Here is a 25,207-nt window from a genome sequence, read left to right as displayed (position 1 = left end):
GAAGTTACACTGACCCAATTCCAGGAAGCACAGTTAAATGAATGACATGAAAAGCAAATTAAAAGGAATGACCCTGCTCTCCCTGCTTAGTCTCGGCGGGTGTGTCAATATGGAAAAAGCGCCTCAGGTCCCTGCTCTGACGCTGGCCGAGCTTCGTAGCGAGCTGAGCCAGAGCGAGCAGCGCCTGCAAACATCCATGGAACAGCAACAGAAGCAGTATGTGCAGCAACAGCACCTGCTGGTTCAGCTCAACACAGATGTCACCAATATGAAAGAGTCCGTCAAGCAAGTAGACCACAAGCTCGCCACCCTCCCCTCCGAGCCGCCCAAGCCGATGGCCATCCCCACCGAGAAGTGCCCGGCCCCCAATCAGGGCCACACCATCGATGGCAAGCTGATGGTCGGTGAAGCGGAGTGGATCTGGGTTGATGCCGCCAACGACGCCTTCCAGGCGCGGGTCGATACCGGTGCGACCACCTCCTCCATCAGTGCCCAGGAGATCACCATTTTCGAACGCAATGGCAAAAACTGGGTGCGCTTCTTCCTGAGTCATCAGGATGTGGATGACAAGATCCAGATCGAAGCGCCGCTGGTACGCCATGTGCGGGTGCGTCAGGCCTCTGCCGACGATCTCGACCGCCGTCCGGTGGTCCGTCTGGCGGTACGGATTGGCGACATGACCGAGAAAGCCGAATTTACCCTGAAGGACCGCAGCGACATGACCTTCCCGGTGCTGCTGGGTCGCGAATTTTTGAAAGACATCGCCGTGGTTGATGTGGCCCGCGAATATATCCAACCCAAACCCAAGCTCAAGGATGTGAAATAATCCATGGTTTCCCGTAAGCCGTTCTATTTGCTGGTAGCCCTGCTGTACATTGTCGGCCTGGGGATGACGATCTATCACCATATCGCGTTGGATGTGCCGCTGACGCCCGGTGAAAAGCGCCAGATCTGGTCCATCGAAGCCAAGCTGGAGTTTGAGGCGACCGGTGAGCCGGTGATCGCCTCCCTGGCCATTCCGGGCACCCAGCCCGGTTTCACCCTGATGAACGAGAACGCCGCCAGCCCCGGCTACGGCCTCTCCTTTGTCGAGAAAGATGGCGATGCCCGCGCCGAGTGGTCCATCCGCACCGCCTCCGGCCGTCAGGAGCTCTACTACCGCGTCGACATGATGGCAGATGCCCATGCCAAACCGGCCGCCAATCCGCAGCCGCCTGCCATCGAGAAGCAGATCGAGAGCGAGCCCTACGCCACCGCCATGAAGCAGATCCTGGAACGTGCCCAGGAGCGCTCCGCCGACGGCTACACCCTGACTCGCGAGATCATCAAGGAGATCGAGAAGCAGGAGCAGAACGCCGAGCTGCTGAAAAAGCACAAGAGCCGTGCCAACCTGATCGCCGAGCTGCTCAACAATGCTGACGTCCCCACCCGCGTGGTGCATGCTCTGAATCTGGAAGATGGCCGCCGTCGTCAGGAGCTGGTGGATTACCTGCAGGTATTCAACAGCCCGACCGACTACAAGCTGTTCAACCCGCAAACCGGTGAACAGGGCCGTCCGGCCAACCTGCTGCTGTGGGAGTACAACTCCGGCGCCCTGCTGGATGTGACCGGTGGTCACAACTCCCGTGTCAGCTTCTCGATGATCGAGCAGGAGCAGCCGGTCAGCGTGGCGCTGGCCCAGAAGTTTGAAAAATCAGAGATGATGAACTTCTCTATCCACAGCCTGCCGCTGGAAGAGCAGACCCTGTTCAAGGGCTTGCTGCTGATCCCGATCGGCGTGCTGATGGTGGTGTTCTTGCGCGTGATTGTCGGCATCAAGACCTCCGGTACCTTTATGCCGGTGCTGATCGCCGTCGCCTTTATCCAGACCCAGCTGATCACCGGTCTGGTGGGCTTCCTGCTGATCGTCGGCACAGGTCTGGTGATCCGCTCCTATCTGTCACGGCTCAACCTGCTGCTGGTCGCCCGAATATCGGCCATCATCATCATGGTGATCTCGATGATCGGTATCTTCTCTGCCTTTGCCTTCAAGCTGGGGCTGACCGACGGTATGAAGATCACCTTCTTCCCGATGATCATCCTCTCCTGGACCATCGAGCGGATGTCCATCCTGTGGGAAGAAGAGGGCCCGAAAGAGGTGTTCCGTCAGGGCGGTGGCTCCCTGCTGGTGGCCATCATCGCCTATCTGGCCATGGACAACGAACTGATCCGTCACCTCACCTTCAACTTCCTCGGCCTGCAGCTGGTACTGATGGCGACCGTGTTGTTGATGGGTAACTACACCGGCTACAAGCTGAGCGAGCTGAAGCGCTTCAAGCCGCTGGTGGACGAGATCAAGTCTGGCGCCACCCCGGGTAAGGACAAGTAACAGATGTGGTTCTGGGAAAAGTACACTACTCCGTGGAGCCTGTCGCAGGCAGGCATCCTCGGTATGAACAAGCGCAACCACTCCTACATCAGCCGCTACAATCCGCGCAGCCTCTATCCGCTGGTGGATGACAAGCTGCAGACCAAGCAAATTGCGCTGGATGCAGGCGTGACGGTGCCTGAGCTGATCGGCACCATCCGTGCCCAGCACGATGTAGGTCGCATCACCGAGCTGGTAAAAGATTGGCCGGGCTTCTGCATCAAGCCGGCCCGTGGCTCTGGCGGCAAGGGGATCCTGGTGATCCTCCGTCAGGAAGATGGTCTCTTCTACAAACCCAACGGCAGCGCCTGCAACGGCCAGGATCTGGAGCGCCATGTCTCCAACATTCTGGCGGGGCTCTATTCGCTTGGTGGCAAGCCAGACGTAGCGCTGGTCGAAGGCCTTATCAACTTCGATGACGTATTCGACGGCTACTCGTTCGAAGGGGTGCCCGATGCCCGGGTGATCATCTTCAAAGGCTTCCCGGTGATGGCGATGATGCGCCTCTCCACCTCGGCCTCCGATGGCAAGGCGAACCTGCACCAGGGCGCCGTTGGGGTGGGTCTGTGCCTGCGTACCGGCCGCGCGCTGCGGGCGGTGCAGTTTGGCAATCCGCTGCGCCACCATCCGGATACCGGCCTCGACCTCTATGAGCTCAAGGTACCCCACTGGGATACCCTGCTCACCCTGGCCGCCTCCTGTTACGAGATGTCTGGTCTGGGCTATATCGGTACCGATATGGTGCTGGACAAGTTCCGCGGCCCCATGCTGCTGGAGCTCAACGCCCGCCCGGGTCTGGCCATTCAAATCGCCAACGGTCGTGGCCTGGTGCCCAACCTCAAGACCATCGAGAAGCTGGGACAGGTCAAGATGAGCGTGGCGCAGCGGGTCAACTTTGCCAAAGAACACTTCGGTATCTTTGACGAGTAGTCCCGCCCCCCATGTCAAAAGCGCGCCAAAGGGCGCGCTTTTTTATGACTGCCGTTTATCGGCGCGCTGCCGGCAACGACAATCCTGCCGAGCAATGGGACAGAACCAGACAGCCAAACAACGGCCATAAAAAAACCGATGCCTGGGCATCGGTTTTTCACTATCCGGCACGCAGACCCGATTACAGGGAAGCGGCGTTCTCGGACAGATACTTGGCAACGCCATCCGGGGAGGCGGTCATGCCTTTCTTGCCTTTCTCCCACTGAGCCGGGCACACTTCGCCGTGCTCTTCGTGGAACTGCAGGGCATCCACCATGCGCAGCATCTCGTCGATGTTGCGACCCAGCGGCAGATCGTTGACTACCTGGTGACGAACAACACCGTTTTTGTCGATCAGGAAGGAGCCACGGAACGCCACACCGGCTTCCGGGTGCTCGACATCATAGGCTTTGCAGATCTCGTGCTTGATGTCGGCAACCAAGGGGTACTTGACTGGGCCGATGCCGCCGTCTTCGATCTTGGTGTTGCGCCAGGCGTTGTGAGAGAACTCGGAATCGATGGAAACACCGATCACTTCCACGCCACGCTTGTTGAACTCTTCCAGACGGTGATCGAAGGCAATCAGCTCGGACGGGCAGACGAAGGTGAAGTCGAGCGGATAGAAGAACAGGACGGCTGCCTTGCCTTTGATGTGGGATGAGAGGGTGAACGAATCAACGATCTCGCCATTACCCAGAACGGCTGCGGCGGTAAAATCGGGTGCGGGACGGCCTACCAATACCATATTCAATTCCTCTTTAAGTGAAGTGAACAATCCAGTCAGGATTGGGCTACCAAGAGCCTAGTCCGTCTAATTCAAGCGACAAACTATAGACCCGGTGGTAGATTAGTTAAATCAAATTAAATAGATAGCATTAATCGGATTTTCCTATGCAACGTTGGCCCAGCCTCAAACAGCTGCAATATCTGGTCGCTCTCGACGAGCACAAGAACTTCAACCGCGCCGCCAAGGCCTGTCATGTCAGCCAGTCGACCCTGAGTACCGGGATCCAGACGCTGGAAGAGATGATGAACCTGCAACTGGTGGAGCGGGACCACAAGAGCTTCATTATGACCCCGGTCGGCATGGAAATCGTCGAGCGCGCTCGCAATTTGCTCTCCGATGCGCGAGATCTGATGGAACTAGGTCAACACCAGGGTGGTGTGATGCAGGGGACCGTGCGTCTGGGCTGTATTCCCACCATCGCCCCCTTCCTGCTCAGCAAACTGCTGAAAGTATGCAGCAAAACCTATCCTGACCTCGAATTGTTACTGCGGGAAGACACCACCAGCAATCTGCTCAAGCAGCTGGAACAAGGTCAGCTCGACTTGCTGATCCTCGCTCTCCCCATCGAGATCGGTGGTTTTCACTGCAAGACCGTCGGCCAGGATCCGTTCCACATGGTGATGCCCGCCAGCATGGCGGCCGGTCTGCACACCCCGTTCGACTACAAGGAGCTGCCAAACCAGAGCATCTTCCTGCTGGAGCGGGAGCACTGCCTCACCGAGCACGCAGTGAGCGCTTGCCGTCTGCGGGACAAGAGCAAGATCAATCCCTTTGCCGCCACCAGCCTGCACACTCTGGTGCAGATGGTCGAGGCGGGACTTGGCACTACCTTCCTGCCTCAGATGGCCATCGACGCCGGCATTCTTGCCAATTCGGATCTGGTCGCCATTCCCCTGCCGGGGGAAAAATCCTATCGCGAGATCGGCATGGTTTGGCGTCCCAGTACCACCCGGGTGCAAACCTTCTATAAGCTGGCCGAATTGCTTACCCCACTGATCAATCCCGCCCACTGACCCCGAATGCCAGCCGCAGGCTGGCGTTTTTCGCTCACTTGCCGCATTTTCTCCTTGCGGGACTAGGTATCAAGCCAGATCCCTGTTTATGATGGAAAAGTTGTCACGCCACTGGCGGCCGTCACCATATTCTGTCCGGGGTGGCGGTTAACAGACGTATCTATTGGTAGACCCCGTTGTGGAGAGCTCTCCGATGTACCGCAAGCTGATGCTATCCCTGCTGACCCTGCTGCTGGCCGCCTGCTCCAGCACGCCAGAGCCACCGCCGCCCCGCCAGCAGAGCAGTGCCTTTGACGGTTTCTACCAGCAGTGGCGTGGCGTCCCCTACCGGATGGGCGGCACCAACCGCGCCGGACTCGACTGCTCCGCCTTCACCCAGCTCGCCTACAATCAGGTGCTGGGAGTCAACTTGCCAAGAACCACCGAATCCCAGGCCAGTATCGGCAAACCGGTGGATCGCTACCGGCTGCAACACGGGGATCTGGTCTTCTTCAAAACCGGCTGGCAGCAGTACCATGTGGGGGTCTATACCGGTGCCGGCGAGTTTATCCACGCCTCCACGAGCAAGGGTGTAATCCGTTCGAGACTCGACAATGTCTACTGGAACAGCCGCTATTGGCAAGCCCGTCGGGTAACCCAGTAAAGGTTCAAACACCTGCCCGTTATACTGCTGGACTCCGTCAATCCCGGTCGCCAGGTCGAGATAATCCCCTGCACTGAAAACTCAATTGGCCCCAAAACCTGCCTTTCATACCATTTTGTGATAAGGTGGTGGCCAATTTTTAGCACTTTCGCGCTTTTCTCATACGCTATCTGTCCTGATTGACAATAAGCGAAGCCGCGAAAGTGGCTGTGACAGCACTGCCGGACGGGTGGCTCACAGCAGCAGTATCAAGGGTTAAATAGATAAGGAGATCATCCAATGAAACAGTATCAAAACTGGCTGGGGCAATACCTGATGAGTCGCCGTGACGGCGACCACGCCATGGCATGCGAGATGGCGAGTTCCATCTGCGAGTTCTGGCAACAACAGGGAGATGAAACCGAACTGGACAAGTGGCAGCAGATTTACCAGAACCATCTGGAAAAGACCACCTGATCCCGACCGTCACCTTGCTGCCAGCCATCTGTTGGCAGCAAGGCTGCCCCCTATTGCTTCGCGCATAGCCAGTTCCCGCATAACGCCCTTTTGCATGCCCCCTCTACCATTTCTTGAGTCCATGACAGTGCTCATCCAGAACCAAGTGTCGAGCTCGTCGATGCAACCGGACACAACAGGGTTCCCCACCCTGTTTCCCCGGGTTTCATCCAAACCAACCGCGTCCTCACGGCGGGTTTTCTGTTTTGAGAACAAGGGGATGGGCAGTTCTGTCGCAATCCATGGCGACAATTTCCCCAAGTTGGTCAGTTTGTGCTAAAATGGCGCTCATTTTTTGACATCTCGCGTCACGTTCGCCGCCAGATTGCCCATCGGGCTCTCTGCCCGGGTCGTGACTTTGCACCATCATGCCTGATGATGTTCCCCCCAGGATGAGCCGACAGGCTCCCGTCAAGGTGGGCGCCTTCAAGGGCACATGAGATAAGGAGATCGGGTAATGAAACAATATCAAAGCTGGCTGGGAGATTATCTGATGAGCCGACGTGACGGAGATCACGCGATGGCTTCGGAACTTGCCAACACCATCTGCGCCTTCTGGAAGGCCCAGGGTGATGAAGCAGAAACCAGCAAATGGCAGCAACGCTATCAGCAACACGTAGAGCAGGCGCAATAAGCCCCTGCACTCTTTCGCGATAAGAAAACCGGCGCACATGGCGCCGGTTTTGCGTTTCTGGCAAGCAGCAGATTACATCTGGTCGATCATGTCCTGAGCAAACTGGGAACAGGAGCGCAGGGTGGCCCCTTCCATCAGACGCTCGAAGTCATAGGTGACGGTCTTGTTGCGGATCGCCGCTTCCATCCCCTTGATGATGAGATCGGCCGCTTCGACCCAGCCCATGTGGCGCAGCATCATCTCGGCGGAGAGGATCAGCGAGCCCGGGTTGACCTTGTCCTGACCGGCATATTTCGGTGCAGTACCGTGAGTTGCCTCGAACAGAGCCACGCCATCACCGATGTTGGCACCCGGCGCGATACCGATACCGCCTACCTGAGCGGCCAGCGCGTCGGAGATGTAGTCGCCGTTGAGGTTCATACAGGCGATGACGTCATACTCGGCCGGACGCAGCAGGATCTGCTGCAGGAAGGCGTCGGCGATGACATCCTTGATGACGATGGTCTTGCCGGTTTTCGGGTTCTTGAAGGAGCACCAGGGGCCGCCGTCAATCAGCTGGGCACCGTACTCGTTCTGGGCCAGGGCATAACCCCAATCCTTGAAGGCACCTTCGGTGAACTTCATGATGTTGCCCTTGTGCACCAGGGTCACTGAGTCGCGATCGTTGTCGATGGCATACTCGATGGCGGCACGCACTAGGCGCTCGGTACCGGCCTTGGACATCGGCTTGATGCCGATCCCGCAGGATTCGGGGAAGCGAATTTTCTTCACGCCCATCTCGTTTTGCAGGAAGGCGATTACCTTGTTCGCTTCGGCGCTGTCGGCCTTCCACTCGATGCCGGCGTAGATGTCTTCGGCGTTCTCGCGGAAGATCACCATGTCGGTCAGATCAGGACGCTTCACCGGGCTCGGGGTGCCCTCGTAGTAACGCACCGGGCGCAGGCAGATGTAGAGATCCAGCTCCTGACGCAGGGCCACGTTGAGGGAGCGGATACCGCCACCGACCGGAGTAGTCAGCGGGCCCTTGATGGCCACGCAGTATTCGCGAATGAAATCCAGGGTTTCGGCCGGCAGCCAGGCACCTTCGCCATAGACATGAGTCGATTTCTCGCCGGTGTAGATCTCCATCCAGGCGATCTTGCGCTCGCCCTTGTAGGCTTTCTCGACCGCAGCATTCACCACATTCAACATGGCAGGGGTTACGTCAACACCGATGCCATCCCCTTCAATAAACGGAATGATCGGATGGTTGGGAACCTGCAGCTTGCCGTTGGCATCGACTGTGATTTTCTGGCCCAGGGTCGGGATTACTACTTTGCTTTCCATCGGCATCTCCTAACTTCCGTTTGTTATCAACTTGTTTGTTGCGCGCGGCCATCTTAGCCCATTCATTTTCATAATAAAACGACAAGAAAGCATGTCAGACCAAAGAGGTAGCCACCCGCCAGTGCTCCGTCACAACGCCTTGCCGACCCCGCCCCGTTATCCCTCCAGCTCGCTGGCCGCCGCCTGCGGCTGACTCAGGGAACGGTACTGGGAAGGGGTCAAGCCGGTCTTCTGTTTGAACACCCGGCAGAAGTAGTTCACGTCGGTAAACCCGCAGCGATTGGCGACCTCTTCGAGACGGAAGCGATACTTTTTCAGCATGAACTTGGCCCGCTCCAGCCGCACCCAGCTGATGTAGTCCGCTAGCCGCATGTGCCCCTGCTGGCGGAACAGGCGTGAGAGATGGCTGGGGGAGAGATTGAAGCGGGCGGCGATGCAATCGCGACTGATGGGGCGGTGGAAATTTTCCTGAATGTAGATGCAGATGCCGTGAAAAAGATCGGAGCCACGAGGACGACCGCTCTCCGACTCCACCAGCAACTGCCGTGAGTAACTGAGCAGCGCCTGCAGCAGGTGATTGTCCATCGGTGCCCTTATCGGCTCCTGCGCAAGGGTGTTGAGGGAGAGCAGTATATGATCGAGCGCCCGTCCGGCACCGGCCTGAATACTGTGCTTCTGCACATCGAAGAAGCCGGTGTCTCCCTTGTGCTTGCTCACCAGACTGAACCCTATCTGACGCTTGCCGAACAACAGGCTGAGCACGGAACAGTCATTGTCCCAATCCGGCTTGTTCCAGCCGTTGGGGGGAATGTACATCGCCTCCCGCGGCCCCATCTGTACCGACTGCACATCCCCTTCCGGGGACCAGATCTGGTTGAGATAGTGACCACTGAATACCAGCTCGAGACGCGGAAAATTGACCTGATAACTGAAGCAGGGAGGCACCCCTTTGTCAGAGGCAAACAACACCTTCTCAAAGCCTCCTCCCTCACTTAGAAAGCCGTCCAACAGCTGGGTAAAGATGATACTCATGAATGATCCTGATCAAGATGCAGAGAGCAACCGATTGCGGTGCGCTGCCCCTGCCATGCTATAGTCCGCGCCAGACTGAAATTCCCCAAAAATCGTTCTGATACAAGGAGCCATCCATGAGCTACCCGCCGTTTTTTCTAATGTGCAACCCGATCCAGGATTATGTCTGGGGCAGTCGTGACTCCCTGACCACGCTGTTTGGCATCAAAAATCCCGAAGGCAAACCACAAGCTGAACTGTGGATGGGCGCTCACCCCAATGGCTGCTCCGAAGTGACCCTGGCAGGCGAGACCGTGAAGCTTTCCAGCCTGATTGACGCCAACCCCGTCGCCATGCTGGGCGAAGCTACCCAGGCTCGTTTCGGCTCACTCCCCTTCCTGTTCAAGGTGCTCTGCGCCGAGCAAGCCCTCTCCATTCAGGTACACCCGAGCAAGGCACAGGCCGAAGCCGGTTTTGCCAAAGAAGAAGCCGCAGGCATCGATATCAAGGCGAGCAACCGCAACTACAAGGATCCGAACCACAAGCCGGAGCTGGTCTTTGCCCTCACCCGCTATCAGGCGATGAACGGCTTTCGCGCCATCCCGGCCATCCTGGCCCTGTTCGATCGCATGGCGCTGCCCGCACTGGTCGACCTGACCGCGGCGCTTCGCCAGTCACAGGATGAAGCTGGCCTGCAGCACTTCTTCCACCAGTTGCTGATCCTCAGCGGTGATCGCAAGGACGAGGCGCTGGCTGGCCTGCTGGCCTATGCCGCCGCCCATCAGGATGAAGAGACTTTCGCCACCATCAGCAAGCTGGCCAACCAGTACCCGGGGGATGTGGGGCTCTTCTCGCCGTTGCTGCTCAACGTGGTAACACTTGAGCCGGGTCAGGCGATGTTCCTCGACGCCCAGACCCCCCACGCCTACATCCACGGCACTGGCCTCGAGATCATGGCCAACTCCGACAACGTGCTGCGTGCCGGTCTGACCCCCAAATACATGGATGTGCCGGAGCTGCTGGCCTGCACCCGCTGTGTCGCCAAACCGGACGACCAGATCCTGCTCACCCCTCGCATGGAAGGCACAGTACAGCACTTCGACGTGCCGGTACCGGATTTCACCTTCAGCGTATATGGCGCAGGCGAACATGCCCTCACCACCGGCAATGCCGAGATCCTGTTCGCCATCGATGGGCCCATCACCCTCATTGGCCAGGATGGCGAGCGTCTGACACTGACCATAGGGCAATCTGCATTTGTACCCGCCAGCACCAGCGATTATCGCGTGACGGCTGAAGGGCGTTTTGCCCGCGCCAGCAACCGCTGATCCTGGTGGGCCATCGGCTCATCACCCTCTGTTCAAAGGGCCCAGCAGGGCCCTTTTTTTCAGCTCATCTGACCATGTGGAGCCCGGTACGACTCACAAAATCGGTCATTTAACTCAACATCGAAGAATAACACGCTGACTTATAATGATTAATATCATTTAGCCTCCCTGGTCACGCCACCCTGCAGTTATGCGAGCCAGCTCACACCCTTCCCCACACGTCATAAAAATCCAGTTAATGCCATTTTTTTCCTCTGTCCCAGGATATTAATCAACGAAATAATAGAAACCGTTAATTTACAGGCAGCAGGAAAAACATTTAAGAGCATTTATATATTCCAGATGTAACACAGCTCAGCCACTTATTTCATAAGTGTAAGGGGCGATTTTTTAAATCAGGCTCTGGGTGCCTGTTATTTTTCTGCGCATTTATTTTTCCGCCTGTATGGCCAGATCGTTTTCACGATCCATTTTATCTGGCTGATATTCCCCCCGTCACCCTCTATATCCAGTGACAGTCGGGGTAATACATGCAGATGGCTCTCTCATCCGGCAGATATTCATTGGCTGGCCCGGCGTTCTGCATTATCTGTTTTTATACGTTCGATACCCTACTTTCATTAACCTGTGGCGACAAATATGAAACTGAAACGTTCCCTGCTCGCGTGTGCCGTACTGGCTGGCCTGGTTGGTATATCCGGTTGTCAAAATGACTCGGATACCGCTGTCGATAACAATAAAGAGACTAACGTCTCCCGTTACGTCAATCCATTCATCGGCACAGGTAATTTAGGCAACACCTATCCCGGCGCCACGACCCCGCATGGCATGGTGCAGCTGTCGCCCAATAATGGGGCCAATGGCTGGGAATATATCTCCGGCTATTACTACCACGACAACCGCCTCGCCGGGTTTTCCCACACTCACCTCTCGGGCGCCGGAGCTGGAGATCTCAACGATATTCTGGTGATGCCGATCAACTCACGCTCCAATTTCATGCTGAACGAGGGGTCGGCCTCACTGAATCTGGAGGCCTCCCGCTACAGCCACAAGGATGAAGAGGCAACGGCGGGCTACTACAAGGTCAATCTGAAGGATTACGGGATCAAGGCCGAGCTGACCGCCTCGGATCGGGTGGGGGTTCATCGCTACACCTTCCCGCAAGATAAAAAATCGGAAATCGTGGTCAACCTCGGCTTCAAGGTCAACTGGGACTACACCTCCGACTCCTATCTGAAATGGGACAAAACCCACAACCGGATCGAGGGCCATCGCTTCTCTGACGGCTGGGCCCCCAGCCAGAAAGAGTTCTTCGTGATGGAGTTCGACCAGCCCATCAAAAACATCCGCTTCGCCTACTTTGACAAAGACCAGAACCGCTATCTGGACCTGCCGGAAGGCACCACCGAGATCGGCAACGAGACCCGTGGCAAATATCAGTACGCGCGTGCCTATGTGGAATTTGATACCGCGGCGGCGGGCTTGGTCGTCAAGGCCAAGGTAGCCCTCTCCAACGTCGAGATCGGCCGGGATGGCAACGCTGGCGCCTCACTCAACATGACCGAAGTGGCCAATATGTCGTTTGACGATGTCCGGCAGGCTGCGACCCAAAAATGGGAAAAGGAGCTGGGCAAGATCCGGGTCAGTGGGGATGAGGAGTACAAACAGACCTTCTATACCGCGCTCTACCACACCTATCTGGGCCAGACCATTCACTCCGATCTGGACGGACGCTACCGCCAGGTGCATCAGGGGCGCAACGCCTATCCGGATGGCAACACACCGTGGGGCGAGCAGATCGATACCCTCAAGGAGTCGGTTCGCACCGCCGATGCCAACCGGGATGGCAAAGCGGACTTTACCCGTTACGACACCTTCTCCCTGTGGGACACCTACCGCGCAGTACAACCCCTCTCGTCACTGCTGGAGCCGGATCGCCTCGCCGATGTGGTGCTCTCCATGCTCTCCTACGCCGAGGAGGAGTGGATGGACGATCTGGGCAACCTGCGCAAGGGCAGATTGCCGGAGTGGACCTTCAAGGGTAACGAGACCGGCATGATGATGGGGATGCACTCCACGCCGGTGATCCACGACGTACTCTCCAAAGGCTCGCTGGACAGACGGATGATCGCGCTGGGCTTCAGCGATGCGGAACGTCAGGAGATCAAGGAGCGACTGGTGACCGCCATGATCACCGACGCCCGCGCAGCCACCAGCCAGGGGGTCGCCTGGATCAAGGAGTACGAGCAGCAAGGCTATGTACCTGCCCAGTTGCATGACACACCGCCGGGCAATGACTGGGAATCTCACTCCCCCTTCAAGGATGCCTGGACCTCATCCTACTCGCTGGAGTACTCCATGAATGACTGGGCGATCGCCCAATCGATCAAGGCAGTATTTGGCGAAAGTGACCCCCGCTATCAGGAGTTTGCCGATCGATCCAAGAACTGGCAGGCGCAGTTTGACTTTGGCGGCAAGCAGTACAAGGGGTGGTTCAAGGCCCGCGACTACGCTGGCAACTTCATTGATGCCGGTTGGGTAGACCCGAAAACCGGCCGGGCAGTGGGCAAGGATTGGCGCCCCGACATGTTCAACTGGTCATTCGCCGAGTCCAACGGCTGGCAATACGCCTTCAGCGTTCAACATGACATTCATGGCCTGGTCGATCTGATGACCCACTTCGACCAGACCCAGAATCCTCAGGCCAAACGGGGCGAACTGTTTGCCAAACGGCTGGACGAGTATTGGAGTACCTATCCGGATCGCAACGCTGGCGATAACCAGTTCCCGGTATTCAACACCGGCAACGTGGGACAGCATGTGCAGGGCAACGAGCCCGATATCCATGTGCCCTACCTCTACAACTACGTAGGACAGCCCTGGAAGGGACAGGCCGCCATCGTGGCAGCCACCAACGTCTGCTACAAGAACACCCCTGACGGCATCTGTGGCAACGATGACTTTGGCACCCTCTCTGCCTGGTTCGTGTTCCGGGCGCTGGGCTTCTTCCCGGTCAATGCCTCCTCCGGCATCTACGAGATTGGCACCCCCATGTTCGAAACCGCCTCGCTCGATGTGGGTGCGGGCAAACAGTTCACCGTCACGGCCCAGAATGTCAGCCGCGACAACATCTACATCCAGTCCGCTCGCCTCAATGGCAGCGAGTTCAATCGCAGCTACCTCACCCATGAGGAAATCCTCAGTGGCGGCAAGCTTGAATTCGTGATGGGCGATAGCCCCAACCAGAATTGGGGCAGCCAGCCGGAAGATCTGCCGCCCGCGCAAGGTATCGGCACCTTCCTGCACGAAGGCGACCTGCCTGCCGGTTCCCGTTAATCACCTGTTCGGGGGAGGACTTCCTCCCCCATCACCACTCAAAAATGGAATGACCATGTTCAAGTGCAATCTTCTTTCTCTTGCGGTGATTGCCGCACTGACCGGTGGCATCGCCGGTTGCAACAGTGAGAGCGAGTCTACCGCTATCGAGAAACCGGTAACTCCGGTTGTCGATCTGTCGGTACTGAAATACGTTGACCCCATGATAGGCACCGCCGCATCAGGCCACACTTTCCCCGGTGCCACCCGCCCGGCCGGCATGGTGCAGCTCTCGCCGGATACCTTTATTGGCTCCAACACCGATCACGAGAGCGGACTCAACCCCTGGCACTCAGCCTCCGGCTACTGGGACTCTTCCAATTACCTCACGGGCGAGATCGTCGCAACCGATGTTCCGCTCTACGGCTTCTCCCATACCCATCTCTCCGGCACCGGTGCCACCGATCTGGGCGACATTCTGGTACTGCCCTACGCCGAGATGGCCGACGCCCAGATAAACGCCTTTGACAAAACCAATGAGCACGCCAGCGCCGGTTATTACAAAACCAGACTGAACAAGGGGGAGATTGAGGTTGAACTGACCACCACCAAACGAGTCGGTTTGCACCGTTACACCTTCGCCAAAGGAGCGGATCGGAATGTGAAATTCGATCTGGGTCATACCCTGCTGAACAACAACGGCCAATCGCTGAAAAACAAAATCGAAGTGGTGGATGAGTACACCCTGCGTGGCCGCAAAACCTCCACTGGCTGGTTCCAGGGACAGAACCATCAGGGCCAGAACATCTTCTTCTACGCCAAATTCAACCAACCTGTGGCCAGGGCCATGCTGGGCGAGCAGGACAAGATGCCCACCCGGGAGATGCGCCCCAACAGCGTCTATCAAGGGGATGACCTGACCGCCTACCTCAATTTTGGCCAGGGTGACCAACCGCTCGAGATCCGGGTCGGTATCTCGGCGGTGAGCTGGCAAGGAGCACAGAAGAATCTGGAGGCGGAAGCCCCCACCTTTGATTTTGCCAAGGTGAAGTCAGACGCAGAATACGCGTGGGCCGAAAAGCTGGCAACACTCAAAACCGAAGGGGGGACGGAGACCGAGAAGACCAATTTCTACACCGCTCTCTACCACATGATGATCGCCCCTATCGAGCTCTACGATGTGGATGGCAAGTATCTTGATATGCAAGGCACCCTGCGCACCCTGCAACCTGGCGATACCCCCAACTACTCCATCTACTCGACCTGGGATACCTTCCGCGCCGTTCACCCCATGTGGACCATCATGGACCCGCCACAGGCGACTCTCTACGCCAAGGATCTGATCCGCAAATCCAACGTGGAGTTCGGCCTGCTGCCCAAATGGGAAGGCCACGGCTCGGAAACCGGCACCATGATTGGCTACCCCTCGGCGGCCATCCTTGCCGATGCGGTGACCAAGGGGCTGATCGATGCGCAAGAGGCACTGGAAGCCTCGGTCAAATCGGCCCACTACCGGCCTGCCGATTACCCGCAGATCCATGACGACATCCTGAGCTCGCTGATGGCCGGTCAGCTCAGCTATCACGAGAAAGAGCAGTGCGTCCGTTATCCCAACTGGAACTCGGTCTCCTACTCGCTGGAGTTCTCTTTCTACGACTGGACCATCGCCGAGATGGCGAAAGCCGCGGGCGACATGACTACCTATCAGGAGTTCAAGGCACGATCCTACAACTCGCTCAAACATTGGGATCCCCAGGCTGGCAATGCCGATGGCAAAGGCTTCTTCGTACCGACCGAGCTGAAAAACGGTGACCCGTGCGCCCTGAAATACGCGGCGGCCGATTTCGATCCCTACAAGTCGGATGCCTTCTACTACACCGAGGGCAACGCCTGGCAGTGGCAGTGGTCATTTATGCAGGATCTCGACAAGCTGACCGAGATCATGGGCGGCCAGCAGGGGCTGAACGACAAGCTCGACAACCTGTTCAATGCCGACCCCAACGGGGGCGAAGCACATCAGGACATGACCGGTTACATCGGGCAGTACATTCATGGCAACGAGCCCTCACACCACGTCATCTATCTCTACAATCGCACCGCCCAGCCCTGGAAAGCGCAGGAGTACCTCGACCGGGTCTATAAGGAGTTCTACAAAACCACCCCGGATGGCCTGATCGGCAATGAAGACGTCGGCCAGATGTCGGCCTGGTACATCATGAGTGCCATGGGCTTCTATCAAATCTCCCCGGGCGACCCGACCTACACCATCGGTCGTCCCATCTTTGACAAGGTCACTATCAACCTGCCCGACGGTCAGTTCAACGTGGTAGCGCAGAACAACAGCCCGGACAACCTCTATGTCAAAGAGGTCACCATCAATGGCAAGCCACTCAACCAGTACAACACCTTCGCCCACAGCGAGATCCGTCCCGGTGGTGAGCTGCGTTTTGTGATGACCAACCAGCAACCGACCCCGTAACTCTACAAGCGGCAAGCCACCCGGCTTGCCGCTTTTTCATCTCCGGAATTTGAGGAACAACAATGTTCAAACCCCACAAGCTGGCCATCATGGTGACAGCCCTGCTTGGCCTCTATGGCTGCAACACAAATGATGAGACTACTGACAATGGCCGTCCCGATAATGCCCTGCAGGTGCTGCAATATGTCGATCCGCTGATCGGCACCGATGGGCTGGGCAATGTCAATCCGGCCCCGGTCATGCCGGAAGGGATGATCCAGCCGGGCCCGGACAACTGGAATCCGGCCAACTGGAATGGCAAGGGATCCCTTTCCGACTATCACCACCATCTGGCCAAGCTTTCCGGCTTCAGCAGCACCCATATCTCGGGGGCAGGCAAGGGGGATCTCAATGATTTCGCCTTCTTGCCCTTCATCGGCAGCAATACCGACCCGGTCACCATCAACAAGACGAGCGAACAGTCGGAAGTAGGCTATTACAAAGCGGATCTGGTGGAGACCGGCATCAAGGCCGAACTCACTGCCACCCAGCGGGTCGCCTTCCACCGTTACAGCTATCCGGCGGGTGAAGATCGCAAAGTCCAGCTTGATCTGCAGCACGAGCTGCTGGAGCAGTACGGTAACCACTCCCGCAATATTTACTTCAAGCGGGTGAGCGACAACGCCATTGCCGGAGCCAGAACCAGCAACGAGTGGGGGCAGTGGCAGACGGTCTTTTTCTACGCCGAGTTTTCCGAGCCGTTTGTGGATCAGATCCTCTATGTCGATGGCAAATTGAGCAACGACACCGAGGTGGGGTTGGCCGATTACATCGGGTATGGCGAAACCAGACCCCGGGTACGGGATGTGGTGACCCAGCTCAACTTTGCCAAAGGGGAACGGCCCATCACCATGAAGATGGCCATCTCGGGCACCGGCATTGAGGGGGCCATGGCCAACCTGCGCGCCGATGAACATGACTACCGCTTCGATCAGGTGGTGCAGGAGAACAAGCAGGCATGGGCGAAAGTGCTCAATAAGTTCACCCTGGAGGGTGGCAGCGATGCCGACAAGACGATGTTTTATACCTCGCTCTATCGCACCTACATCGCCCCCTTCGTCTATCAGGATGTGGATGGTCAATATCGCGGAATGGATGGCAAGGTGCATCAGGCCAAGCCGGGCTTTACCAACTATTCGGTCTACTCCATGTGGGACACCTTCCGCGCCGCCCACCCATTGAAGACCATCATCGAAAAAGAGCGATCCATCGACTATGTGCACGATCTGCTCAACAAATATAAAACCGGCGGCATCATGCCCAAATGGGAGCTGCACTCCGACTATACCGGCGAGATGGTCGGCTACCCGGCGGTCTCCATCATCGCCGACGTCATCGTCAAATACCCGGATGCATTCACACAGGAAGAGATAAAGCTGGCGCTGCAGGCGGCCAATGTCTCCGCCAACTTTGACCTCGCGCTGACCAAAAGCTGGGTGCCCTATCAGGATCCCTGGAACGGCGACAAGCGCTTCACCGTGATGACCCGTCACGGCCAGTATGCCGAGCAGCACGGCTATGTCCCCGCCAACGTCAAACTCAAGCCGGAAGAGGGCGGCATGGCGCAGGACAAGTACGATGAACTGGTCAACGAGTCCGTCTCGTACGGTGTCGAGAATGCCTACTATGACTGGTGTATCGCCCAGCTGGCCCGACTGGCTGGCGACAAATCTGCCGAGAACCGCTATCTGGCCCGGGCGACTACCTGGCGCGCCTATTTTGACTACAACCCGGCGCAATATGGCAAATATGGCGCGACCGGCTTTATGCGCCCCAAAAATTACGATGGCAGCTGGGTCAACAATTACCCCTCCTGCGCCATCGATGAAAACGGCAATCCCGTTACACCACCACAAAACTGTGACACCAACGACAGCAGCCGTTATGACATCTTCTGGCCCTATCGGGCCGAGCACAGGGGGCAGGACTTTACCGAAGGCAACACCTGGCAGTGGAGCTGGTTTGTTCCCCACGATATCGAGGGGCTCAAAGAGGTGATGGGGGGCGAGGAGGGATTCCGGAAGAATCTGGATGCCCTCTTCACCGCCAACTCCAACGCCGATACCTCGCAAGGGGATATGACCGGCTATATCGGCCAGTTCGTGATGGGTAACGAGCCGGATCACCATGTCCCCTACCTCTATAACTGGACCAGAGAGCCGTGGAAAACCCAGGAGTATGTGGATCAGGCGGTACGCAGCTTCTTCCACCCGACCACCACAGGGCTGATTGGCAATGAGGATGTGGGGCAAATGTCCGCTTGGTACATCATGAGTGCGCTGGGCTTCTATCAGGTCACGCCGGGGCTCCCGGTCTACACCATAGGTCGGCCACTGTTTGACAAGGTGACCATGGATATCGATGGCGGAAAATTCACCGTGATCGCCGAAAACAATGGTCCCCAAAATATCTATGTGGAATCGGTCACCATCAATGGCAAACCGTTGGGGGAAAACCTGACGTTCAGCCACAGCGATATTCGGGCTGGTGGTGAACTGAAATTTATCATGACGGCGCAAAAACCGATCCGCTCAGATAATAAATAACCATCATGCATTATCAATATATGTTCAGGCCCAAAGCTTCCTTTGGGCCTCTTTTTTTGTCGACTCACCAAGCACCTCAAAAAATATGAGATGTTGCATCAGATGATGCGCAGATCACAAACAGACTGCCTTGCCACAAAAATCTAGTGAATGACACTTTTTTACTCTGTCGATGAAACAGATGGCATGGGAATAATAGTGCTCGCCGGGATCAATGCCATCGAGCACCAATATTGCTCAGGGATCGCTCCGGTCTCATAAAAATAGATCATGACTGCTCACCCTCTACCCGATGGAGCCGCTCAATATGTTCAAGAAAAATATTCTGGCCATTGCCCTGACCAGCACAGTAGCCATGTTATCCGGCTGCGATTCAGATAACAGCAGCGACAATAACGACGATCAAAAGCCAACGCCAACCAATGTGTTGCAATATGTGAACCCATTCGTTGGCACTGGCTTTAACGGTCACACCTTTCCCGGCCCTGTGGTACCGGAGGGCATGGTGCAACTCTCGCCGGATACCGAGTTGATAGGCTGGCACTCCTCCTCCGGCTATCACTTTGACAAAGATACCCTGTTCGGATTTTCCCACACCCACCTCTCAGGCACCGGCATGGGGGGGCTGGGGGATATTCTGTTCCTGCCCTTTACCGAAGATAAATCCAAATACATCGAGCAAAGCGATGATTACCGCAAAGCCATCTCGGTCAAAATGGACAAAAAATCCGAGCAGGCCGAGCCTGGCTACTATGCGGTGCGCATCGCCGAGAATGGCATCAAGGCCGAGCTGACCGCCTCCGAGCGGGTGGGCTTTCACCGCTACACCTATCCGCAGGGGCAACCCCAACGGCTGAAGATCGATTTGAACTCGATCCTCAACAGCGACTGGGGATCGAGTTCGCTGCGCAACAAACTCACCGTCAGCGAAGATGGCTACACCATCACCGGCGAGCGAGATGCGACTCACTTCTCCGGCTGGGCGAAAAACCAGAAGATCTTCTTCCATGCGACCTTCGACAAGAAGATCAAAGGGGTCTACATCCTCGCTGGTGGTGTGCCGGTAGAGGGCTTGAGCGCCGAGCATAAGGCCAAATCCAAAGCGGATGTCACCGCTTACGTCGAATTTGAAGAGGGCGGCTCAGCCCAACTGAACGCCAAAGTTGCCCTATCGGCGGTCGATGCCACCGGCGCATGGAACAACTACCAGGCCGAAGGGGATGTTTCGTTTGACGAGGCCCGCGCCAACGCCCGCGAGAAGTGGGCCAACGCCCTCAATTTCACCATCGAGGGGGGCAGCAAGGAGCAAAACGAGATCTTCTACACCGCCCTCTACCACACCAAGATCGCCCCCATCGTCCATCAGGATGTGGATGGCAACTACCGCGGCATGGGCAAAGGGGCGCAGGCCAAGGGGGAAGGCAGCTACTCCATCCACTATGGCCAGGCAAGCGAAGATCAGCCCAACTTCTCGGTCTACTCACTGTGGGACACCCAGCGAGCGCTGCACCCGCTTAAAACCATCACCGAACCCACCCGCGCCGTGCAGTATGCCAAGAACCTGCTCCAGAAGTATCTGGAGAGCGGCCTGCTGCCCAAGTGGGAGCATCTGGGGGATGAGACAGGCACCATGGTGGGCTATCCGGCGGTGGTGGTGATTGCCGACGCCATCACCAAATACCCCGATGCCTTCACTGCGCAGGAGAAAAATCTGGCGCTCACGGCCGCCATCGACTCCTCCACCTATACCAACTACCCCATGCTGGCGACCGAGTGGGACAAGGCAGTGCTGGACAAGACCCTGACCAACCACATCGATTACATCGAAAAGAACGGCTTTGCCCCGGCAGTGCAGCGGATCGACGGTCAGCCCGTCTTCGCTGACTACACCCTCGAGTCGGTCTCCTACGGTCTGGAGAACGCCTTCTATGACTGGGCCATCGCCCGGATCGCCAAGGCGGCCGGCAACCCGGCGGCCGAAGCGCGCTATCTGGCCCGTTCTAACGGCTATCAGCGCTACTTCGACCACAATGCGGCCGAATACGCCCAGTACGGGGTGACCGGTTTCATGCGTCCGGTGATGATCGATGGCGCCTTCATGACGCCGTTTGATCCCTATGGCACCGAACATGAGACCGGCAACTATACCGAGGGCAACGCCTGGCAGTGGACCTGGTTTGTGCCCCATGACATCAAGGGGCTGAAAACCGCGATGGGCGGAGAAGAGGCCTTCAAGCAGAATCTGGACGCCACCTTTGCCGCCGAGAGTCAGGGGTCGGAGACCGCTGACATGACCGGGATGATGGGTCAGGTGGCCTTCGGGAATGAACCCTCCCACCATATCCCCTACCTCTACAACTGGACATCGGAACCTTGGAAAACTCAGGAGACGGTCGACTACATCCTCGACACCATGTACTCGAACACCCCGGCAGGCATCATAGGCAACGAGGATGTGGGCTCCATGTCTGCCTGGTATGTGATGTCAGCACTTGGCTTCTATCAGGTGAATGCGGCAGATCCCGTCTACACCATTGGCCGCCCGCTATTTGCCAAAGCGACCATCCCGGTCAAGGGGGGAACCTTCACCATCATCGCCGATAACAACAGCGCCAAGAACCGCTATGTCCAGTCGGTCACCATCAATGGCAAACCGCTCAAGGATGGTCTCTTCTTCGAGCACAAGGAGTTTATACCGGGGGGCAACCTCCACTTCGTGATGGGCGATACCCCGCCACAAAAGTAACGATCGATAGTATTGAGGTGACATTCAGCACGCAATCCGAAAATGTCACTTTGTGATACCCGACGGCCCACGCCAGATGGATTGATAAAATCCAATCAGCGCTGGGCCATTTTATTTTCCAGTGGGAAGCCCAGGTTCAGCCATTAAGCCGTTTTTCTCAAACATGCCTTAAATCGGGCAATAAACCGCAAAAAATGGCTGTAAATCCCATTACAAGGGTTTTCTGTCATACCTTGACCGCTGTCACATCCTGCCATTAATTAAACAAAAACCGCTATTGAGTTAAAGGTCAACACTTTGCGAGCTGGATCACACCAGCAAAACCATGCAACAAAAATCCAGTTATTGCTACATTCATCGCCTGTCCAACCCTACCCTTGAGGGCAATAATGAGCCCAATTCGCAACGCATGACTTAGCCCTTACAGGGAAGGAGAGTGAGATGTTACCCACCATGACCAACGGCAGACTCATCTGCCTGGAGTTGAAGGCCACCAGCAAGGAGGCTCTGTTCGACGAGATGGCACAGATGCTGGCGCGCGATGGCGCCGTGTCTGATCAACAGCAATTCGTCAAGGATATCTGGGCCCGCGAGCAGCTGGACTGCACCGGCTTCGAGCAGGGTGTCGCCCTGCCCCATGCCAAGAGCAAGGCGGTCAGTCGTCCGGCCATTGCCATCGGTGTCAGCCGTCAGGGTATCGAGTACGGCGCCGAAGATGGCAAGCCAACTCAACTGATCTTCATGATCGCCTCCCCGGATGGCGGCGCCAACCACCACATCGAAGTGCTGGCCGAGCTCTCCACCCGTCTGCTGGAACCGGGCTTTATCGAGCAGATGAAAGCCGCCACCACCGTCGAGCAAGCGCTGACCCTGCTCAAGCAAGGCCCGAAAGTGCAAAAACCGGCCCCAGCCGCCAAACCGGCTGCCACTGCACCGGCTGAACCCGAAGAGCGCACCTTCAAGGATCGCCTCAATACCATGAAGCAGCACCTGCTGTTTGGTACTTCCCACATGATCCCTTTCATCGTGGCGGGCGGTGTGCTGCTGTCACTGTCGGTGATGATGAGCGGCAAGGGCGCCGTGCCGGAAGCGGGCTTCCTCAAAGACATGGCAACCATGGGGATCGCCGGTCTGACCCTGTTTACCGCCGTGCTGGGTGGCTATATCGCCTACTCGCTGGCTGACAAGCCGGGCCTGGCCCCGGGCATGATCGGCTCCTGGATTGCCGTTCAGCACTATCAAACCGGTTTCCTCGGCGCCATTCTGGTGGGCTTTATCGCCGGTTTCGTGGTCAATCAGCTCAAACGGATCAAGCTGCCTGACTCCATGACCTCCCTCGGTTCCATCTTCATCTATCCGTTGATCGGTACCTTTCTGGTGTGCGGCATCGTGATGTGGGGGATCGGTGCCCCGATCGCCGCCATGATGGAAGGGATGAACCACTGGCTCTCCAGCATGGCGGGCTCAGGTAAAGTGATGCTGGGTGCCATTCTGGGTGGTATGACCGCCTTCGATATGGGCGGCCCGGTCAACAAGGTTGCTACCCTGTTTGCCCAGACTCAGGTCAACACCCAGCCCTGGCTGATGGGCGGCGTCGGCATCGCCATCTGTGTGCCGCCGCTCGGTATGGCACTGGCTACCCTGATGTCTCCGAAGCGTTACAAGAAAGAGGAGCGTGAATCCGGCAAAGCGGCCGCCATCATGGGCATGATCGGTATCAGCGAAGGTGCAATCCCGTTTGCCGCCGCGGACCCCATGCGTGTCATCCCAGCCATCGTCGCAGGCGGTATCGTCGGCAACATCACCGGCTTCATGATGCACAGCATCAACCACGCCCCCTGGGGTGGCTGGATTGTCCTGCCGGTTGTTGAAGGCAAGATGGGCTACATCCTGGGTACCATCCTCGGCGCCCTGACCACCGCCATCATCGTCAACCTGCTGAAGAAGCCGGTGAGCGAAGAAGATGATGTAACCACCACCCAAACCAGCTTCGAAGTCATTGAAGCGGAAGGGGAAGCAGACGTACTGGCCATCACTGCCTGCCCGTCTGGCGTGGCCCACACCTTCCTGGCCGCCAAGAGCCTGCAGAAAGCCGCCGCCAAGCAGGGGATCAAGATCAAGGTCGAGACCCAGGGCGCCAACGGCATCATCAACCGCATCACCGCCAAGGATGTCGCCAACGCCCGCTACGTCATCTTCGCCCACGATGTGGCCATCAAATACCGTGAACGCTTCACCGATATCGAAGTCATCGATGTGAAGACCAAGGAGGCGATTCACAATCCGGAAGGTCTGCTGGCCCGCACGCTGGGCAACAAGGAAAACGCCGCCTGATAGCCGTCAGACTCCACCTATCACAAGGGGCCCTTCACGGGCCCCTTTTCGTTGCCTGCCGAGCAATCGCACATCATCCCACCGACCAAGCCACTGATTTAAAACATATTAACCAGTCACATCACGGATCTTGGCGAGCCGTCACAGAACGGTGACGTGTAAAAAAACAGCAATTGAAGCGCTGGTCAGATCTCATGTCAAATGGCTCCGCCTACTAAACTGGAGCATCACAAAAATGATAAAAATCAATAAATTGGTTCTGGCTGTTACCCTCACCCTCACTGCCACCCCCTTGCTGGCCGCCCACTGGGAATGCGGCCAGCACGTGCGCTTTGGCCTCCCCTCCGAATCGGATCAGAAGCTCTGCCGTGAAGGGTATGCCGTCGGCTACAACTACGACTACAAGGTGGCGGACTGGGTCTCCTACCGAATGACCGCCCAGAGCGCACAGGGCACAGTGCCCCGCAAGGATGCCTTCGCCGAGGACAGGGAGATCCCGGTCGCCTACCGCGCCACCCTCTCCGACTACAAGGGCTCGGGCTACGACCGTGGCCATCAGGCCCCGGCGGGGGACATGAAATCGAACAAGAACACCATGAAAGAGAGCTTCCTGCTGAGCAACATGACACCGCAGATCGGGGTGCTCAACCAGAAGGCGTGGCGCGTGCTGGAGGACAAGGTGAACAAGTGGGCGGTCTCCCGCAAGGATGTGCAGGTGATCACCGGCCCCATCTTTACCGGCTCTGAAGAGTCCATCGGTCAGGGTGTGGCGATCCCGAGCGCCTACTACAAGATCGTGATGGACCCGGCCAGACTGCAGGCCATCGCCTTTATCATGCCGCAGGAAGAGGTGCCCATCAGCCAGATCGCCGACTACCGGGTCTCGGTACGTGAGGTGGAGGAGCAAACCCGGCTCAACTTCTTCAGCGATATGCCCGAAGAGCAGCAAGAGACGCTGGAAGCCCGCATATCCCCGATGTGGAACTGACCGCGAACACTCGCCAACAGATGGATTGACACCCCATCTCTCTTGAATCGCGATAGAGGAAGGGGCCCGCGCCCCTCCCAGCAGGGGGAGTCACGCTCCCCCTGCCCTTTTCAGATGGCAGCTGATCCGTTGCGGCCACTTTTGCGG

Annotated in this window: 17 protein-coding genes; 14 read left to right on the top strand and 3 right to left on the bottom strand. The window is 57.2% G+C overall.

Annotation, left to right across the window (positions count from 1 at the left end):
- The first annotated feature begins 37 nt into the window (after nt 1–37).
- Genes G5229_RS04840 through G5229_RS04830 form a run of 3 tightly spaced genes read left to right on the top strand, consistent with a single transcriptional unit; the run spans nt 38 to nt 3,337 of the window.
- Nucleotides 38–826 (top strand): ATP-dependent zinc protease, encoded by a 789-nt coding sequence (locus tag G5229_RS04840; protein WP_040067873.1) that lies wholly within the window; start codon nt 38–40, stop codon nt 824–826.
- A 3-nt stretch (nt 827–829) separates the two neighbouring features.
- Entirely contained in the window at nt 830–2,368 is a 1,539-nt protein-coding gene (locus tag G5229_RS04835) for an inactive transglutaminase family protein (protein ID WP_216953263.1), read from the top strand.
- 3 nt (nt 2,369–2,371) lie between these two features.
- Nucleotides 2,372–3,337 (top strand): alpha-L-glutamate ligase-like protein, encoded by a 966-nt coding sequence (locus G5229_RS04830; protein ID WP_216953262.1) that lies wholly within the window; start codon nt 2,372–2,374, stop codon nt 3,335–3,337.
- A 181-nt stretch (nt 3,338–3,518) separates the two neighbouring features.
- On the opposite strand, the gene G5229_RS04825 is transcribed toward G5229_RS04830, so the two are convergent.
- Nucleotides 3,519–4,121 (bottom strand): peroxiredoxin C, encoded by a 603-nt coding sequence (locus G5229_RS04825; RefSeq protein ID WP_216953261.1) that lies wholly within the window; start codon nt 4,119–4,121, stop codon nt 3,519–3,521.
- Between the two features lie 146 nt (nt 4,122–4,267).
- Between G5229_RS04825 and G5229_RS04820 the strand changes: the two genes are divergently transcribed.
- From G5229_RS04820 to G5229_RS04805, 4 genes are all read left to right on the top strand, one after another.
- Nucleotides 4,268–5,176, top strand: coding sequence for a hydrogen peroxide-inducible genes activator (locus tag G5229_RS04820; RefSeq protein ID WP_216953260.1), 909 nt, complete (start codon nt 4,268–4,270; stop codon nt 5,174–5,176).
- Between the two features lie 193 nt (nt 5,177–5,369).
- Nucleotides 5,370–5,819 (top strand): C40 family peptidase, encoded by a 450-nt coding sequence (locus G5229_RS04815; protein ID WP_216953259.1) that lies wholly within the window; start codon nt 5,370–5,372, stop codon nt 5,817–5,819.
- 279 nt (nt 5,820–6,098) lie between these two features.
- A complete protein-coding gene (locus G5229_RS04810) occupies nt 6,099–6,275 on the top strand; it encodes a hypothetical protein (protein WP_005347176.1) in 177 nt (58 codons plus the stop codon).
- Between the two features lie 496 nt (nt 6,276–6,771).
- On the top strand, nt 6,772–6,948 hold the full coding sequence (locus tag G5229_RS04805) for a hypothetical protein (protein ID WP_005337712.1): 177 nt from the start codon (nt 6,772–6,774) through the stop codon (nt 6,946–6,948).
- A 72-nt stretch (nt 6,949–7,020) separates the two neighbouring features.
- Here the strand turns inward: G5229_RS04805 and icd are convergent, their stop codons facing one another.
- Nucleotides 7,021–8,274 (bottom strand): NADP-dependent isocitrate dehydrogenase, encoded by a 1,254-nt coding sequence (gene icd / locus G5229_RS04800; protein ID WP_421208704.1) that lies wholly within the window; start codon nt 8,272–8,274, stop codon nt 7,021–7,023.
- A gap of 156 nt (nt 8,275–8,430) precedes the next feature.
- Entirely contained in the window at nt 8,431–9,306 is an 876-nt protein-coding gene (locus G5229_RS04795; RefSeq protein ID WP_421208703.1) for a helix-turn-helix transcriptional regulator, read from the bottom strand.
- A 116-nt stretch (nt 9,307–9,422) separates the two neighbouring features.
- On the opposite strand from G5229_RS04795, the gene manA reads away from it, so the two are divergent.
- The 7 genes from manA to G5229_RS04760 all read left to right on the top strand — a co-directional run bounded on the left by manA (nt 9,423) and on the right by G5229_RS04760 (nt 25,060).
- Nucleotides 9,423–10,613, top strand: a complete 1,191-nt coding sequence (manA, locus tag G5229_RS04790; protein WP_201991827.1) for a mannose-6-phosphate isomerase, class I — start codon at nt 9,423–9,425, stop codon at nt 10,611–10,613.
- Between the two features lie 639 nt (nt 10,614–11,252).
- Nucleotides 11,253–13,949 (top strand): GH92 family glycosyl hydrolase, encoded by a 2,697-nt coding sequence (locus tag G5229_RS04785; protein ID WP_421208701.1) that lies wholly within the window; start codon nt 11,253–11,255, stop codon nt 13,947–13,949.
- A 55-nt stretch (nt 13,950–14,004) separates the two neighbouring features.
- On the top strand, nt 14,005–16,407 hold the full coding sequence (locus G5229_RS04780) for a GH92 family glycosyl hydrolase (protein ID WP_216953255.1): 2,403 nt from the start codon (nt 14,005–14,007) through the stop codon (nt 16,405–16,407).
- Nucleotides 16,408–16,469: 62 nt separating this feature from the next.
- Nucleotides 16,470–18,992 carry a GH92 family glycosyl hydrolase gene (locus tag G5229_RS04775; RefSeq protein ID WP_421208699.1) on the top strand — a complete coding sequence of 841 codons (2,523 nt, stop codon included), beginning with the start codon at nt 16,470–16,472 and terminating at the stop codon, nt 18,990–18,992.
- A gap of 307 nt (nt 18,993–19,299) precedes the next feature.
- Entirely contained in the window at nt 19,300–21,738 is a 2,439-nt protein-coding gene (locus G5229_RS04770; protein ID WP_337072789.1) for a GH92 family glycosyl hydrolase, read from the top strand.
- 441 nt (nt 21,739–22,179) lie between these two features.
- A complete protein-coding gene (locus G5229_RS04765; RefSeq protein WP_270904970.1) occupies nt 22,180–24,072 on the top strand; it encodes a PTS fructose transporter subunit EIIC in 1,893 nt (630 codons plus the stop codon).
- 235 nt (nt 24,073–24,307) lie between these two features.
- Nucleotides 24,308–25,060 carry a DNA/RNA non-specific endonuclease gene (locus tag G5229_RS04760; protein ID WP_216953251.1) on the top strand — a complete coding sequence of 251 codons (753 nt, stop codon included), beginning with the start codon at nt 24,308–24,310 and terminating at the stop codon, nt 25,058–25,060.
- Nucleotides 25,061–25,207: the final 147 nt, after the last annotated feature.

Origin of the sequence: Aeromonas sp. 602396 (genome assembly GCF_049173735.1) — a bacterium.
In the GTDB taxonomy this organism is placed as follows: Bacteria; Pseudomonadota; Gammaproteobacteria; order Enterobacterales; family Aeromonadaceae; genus Aeromonas; species Aeromonas veronii_A.
Note: the sequence above shows the minus strand (reverse complement) of the source record. Positions and strands in the feature narration are given on the sequence as shown.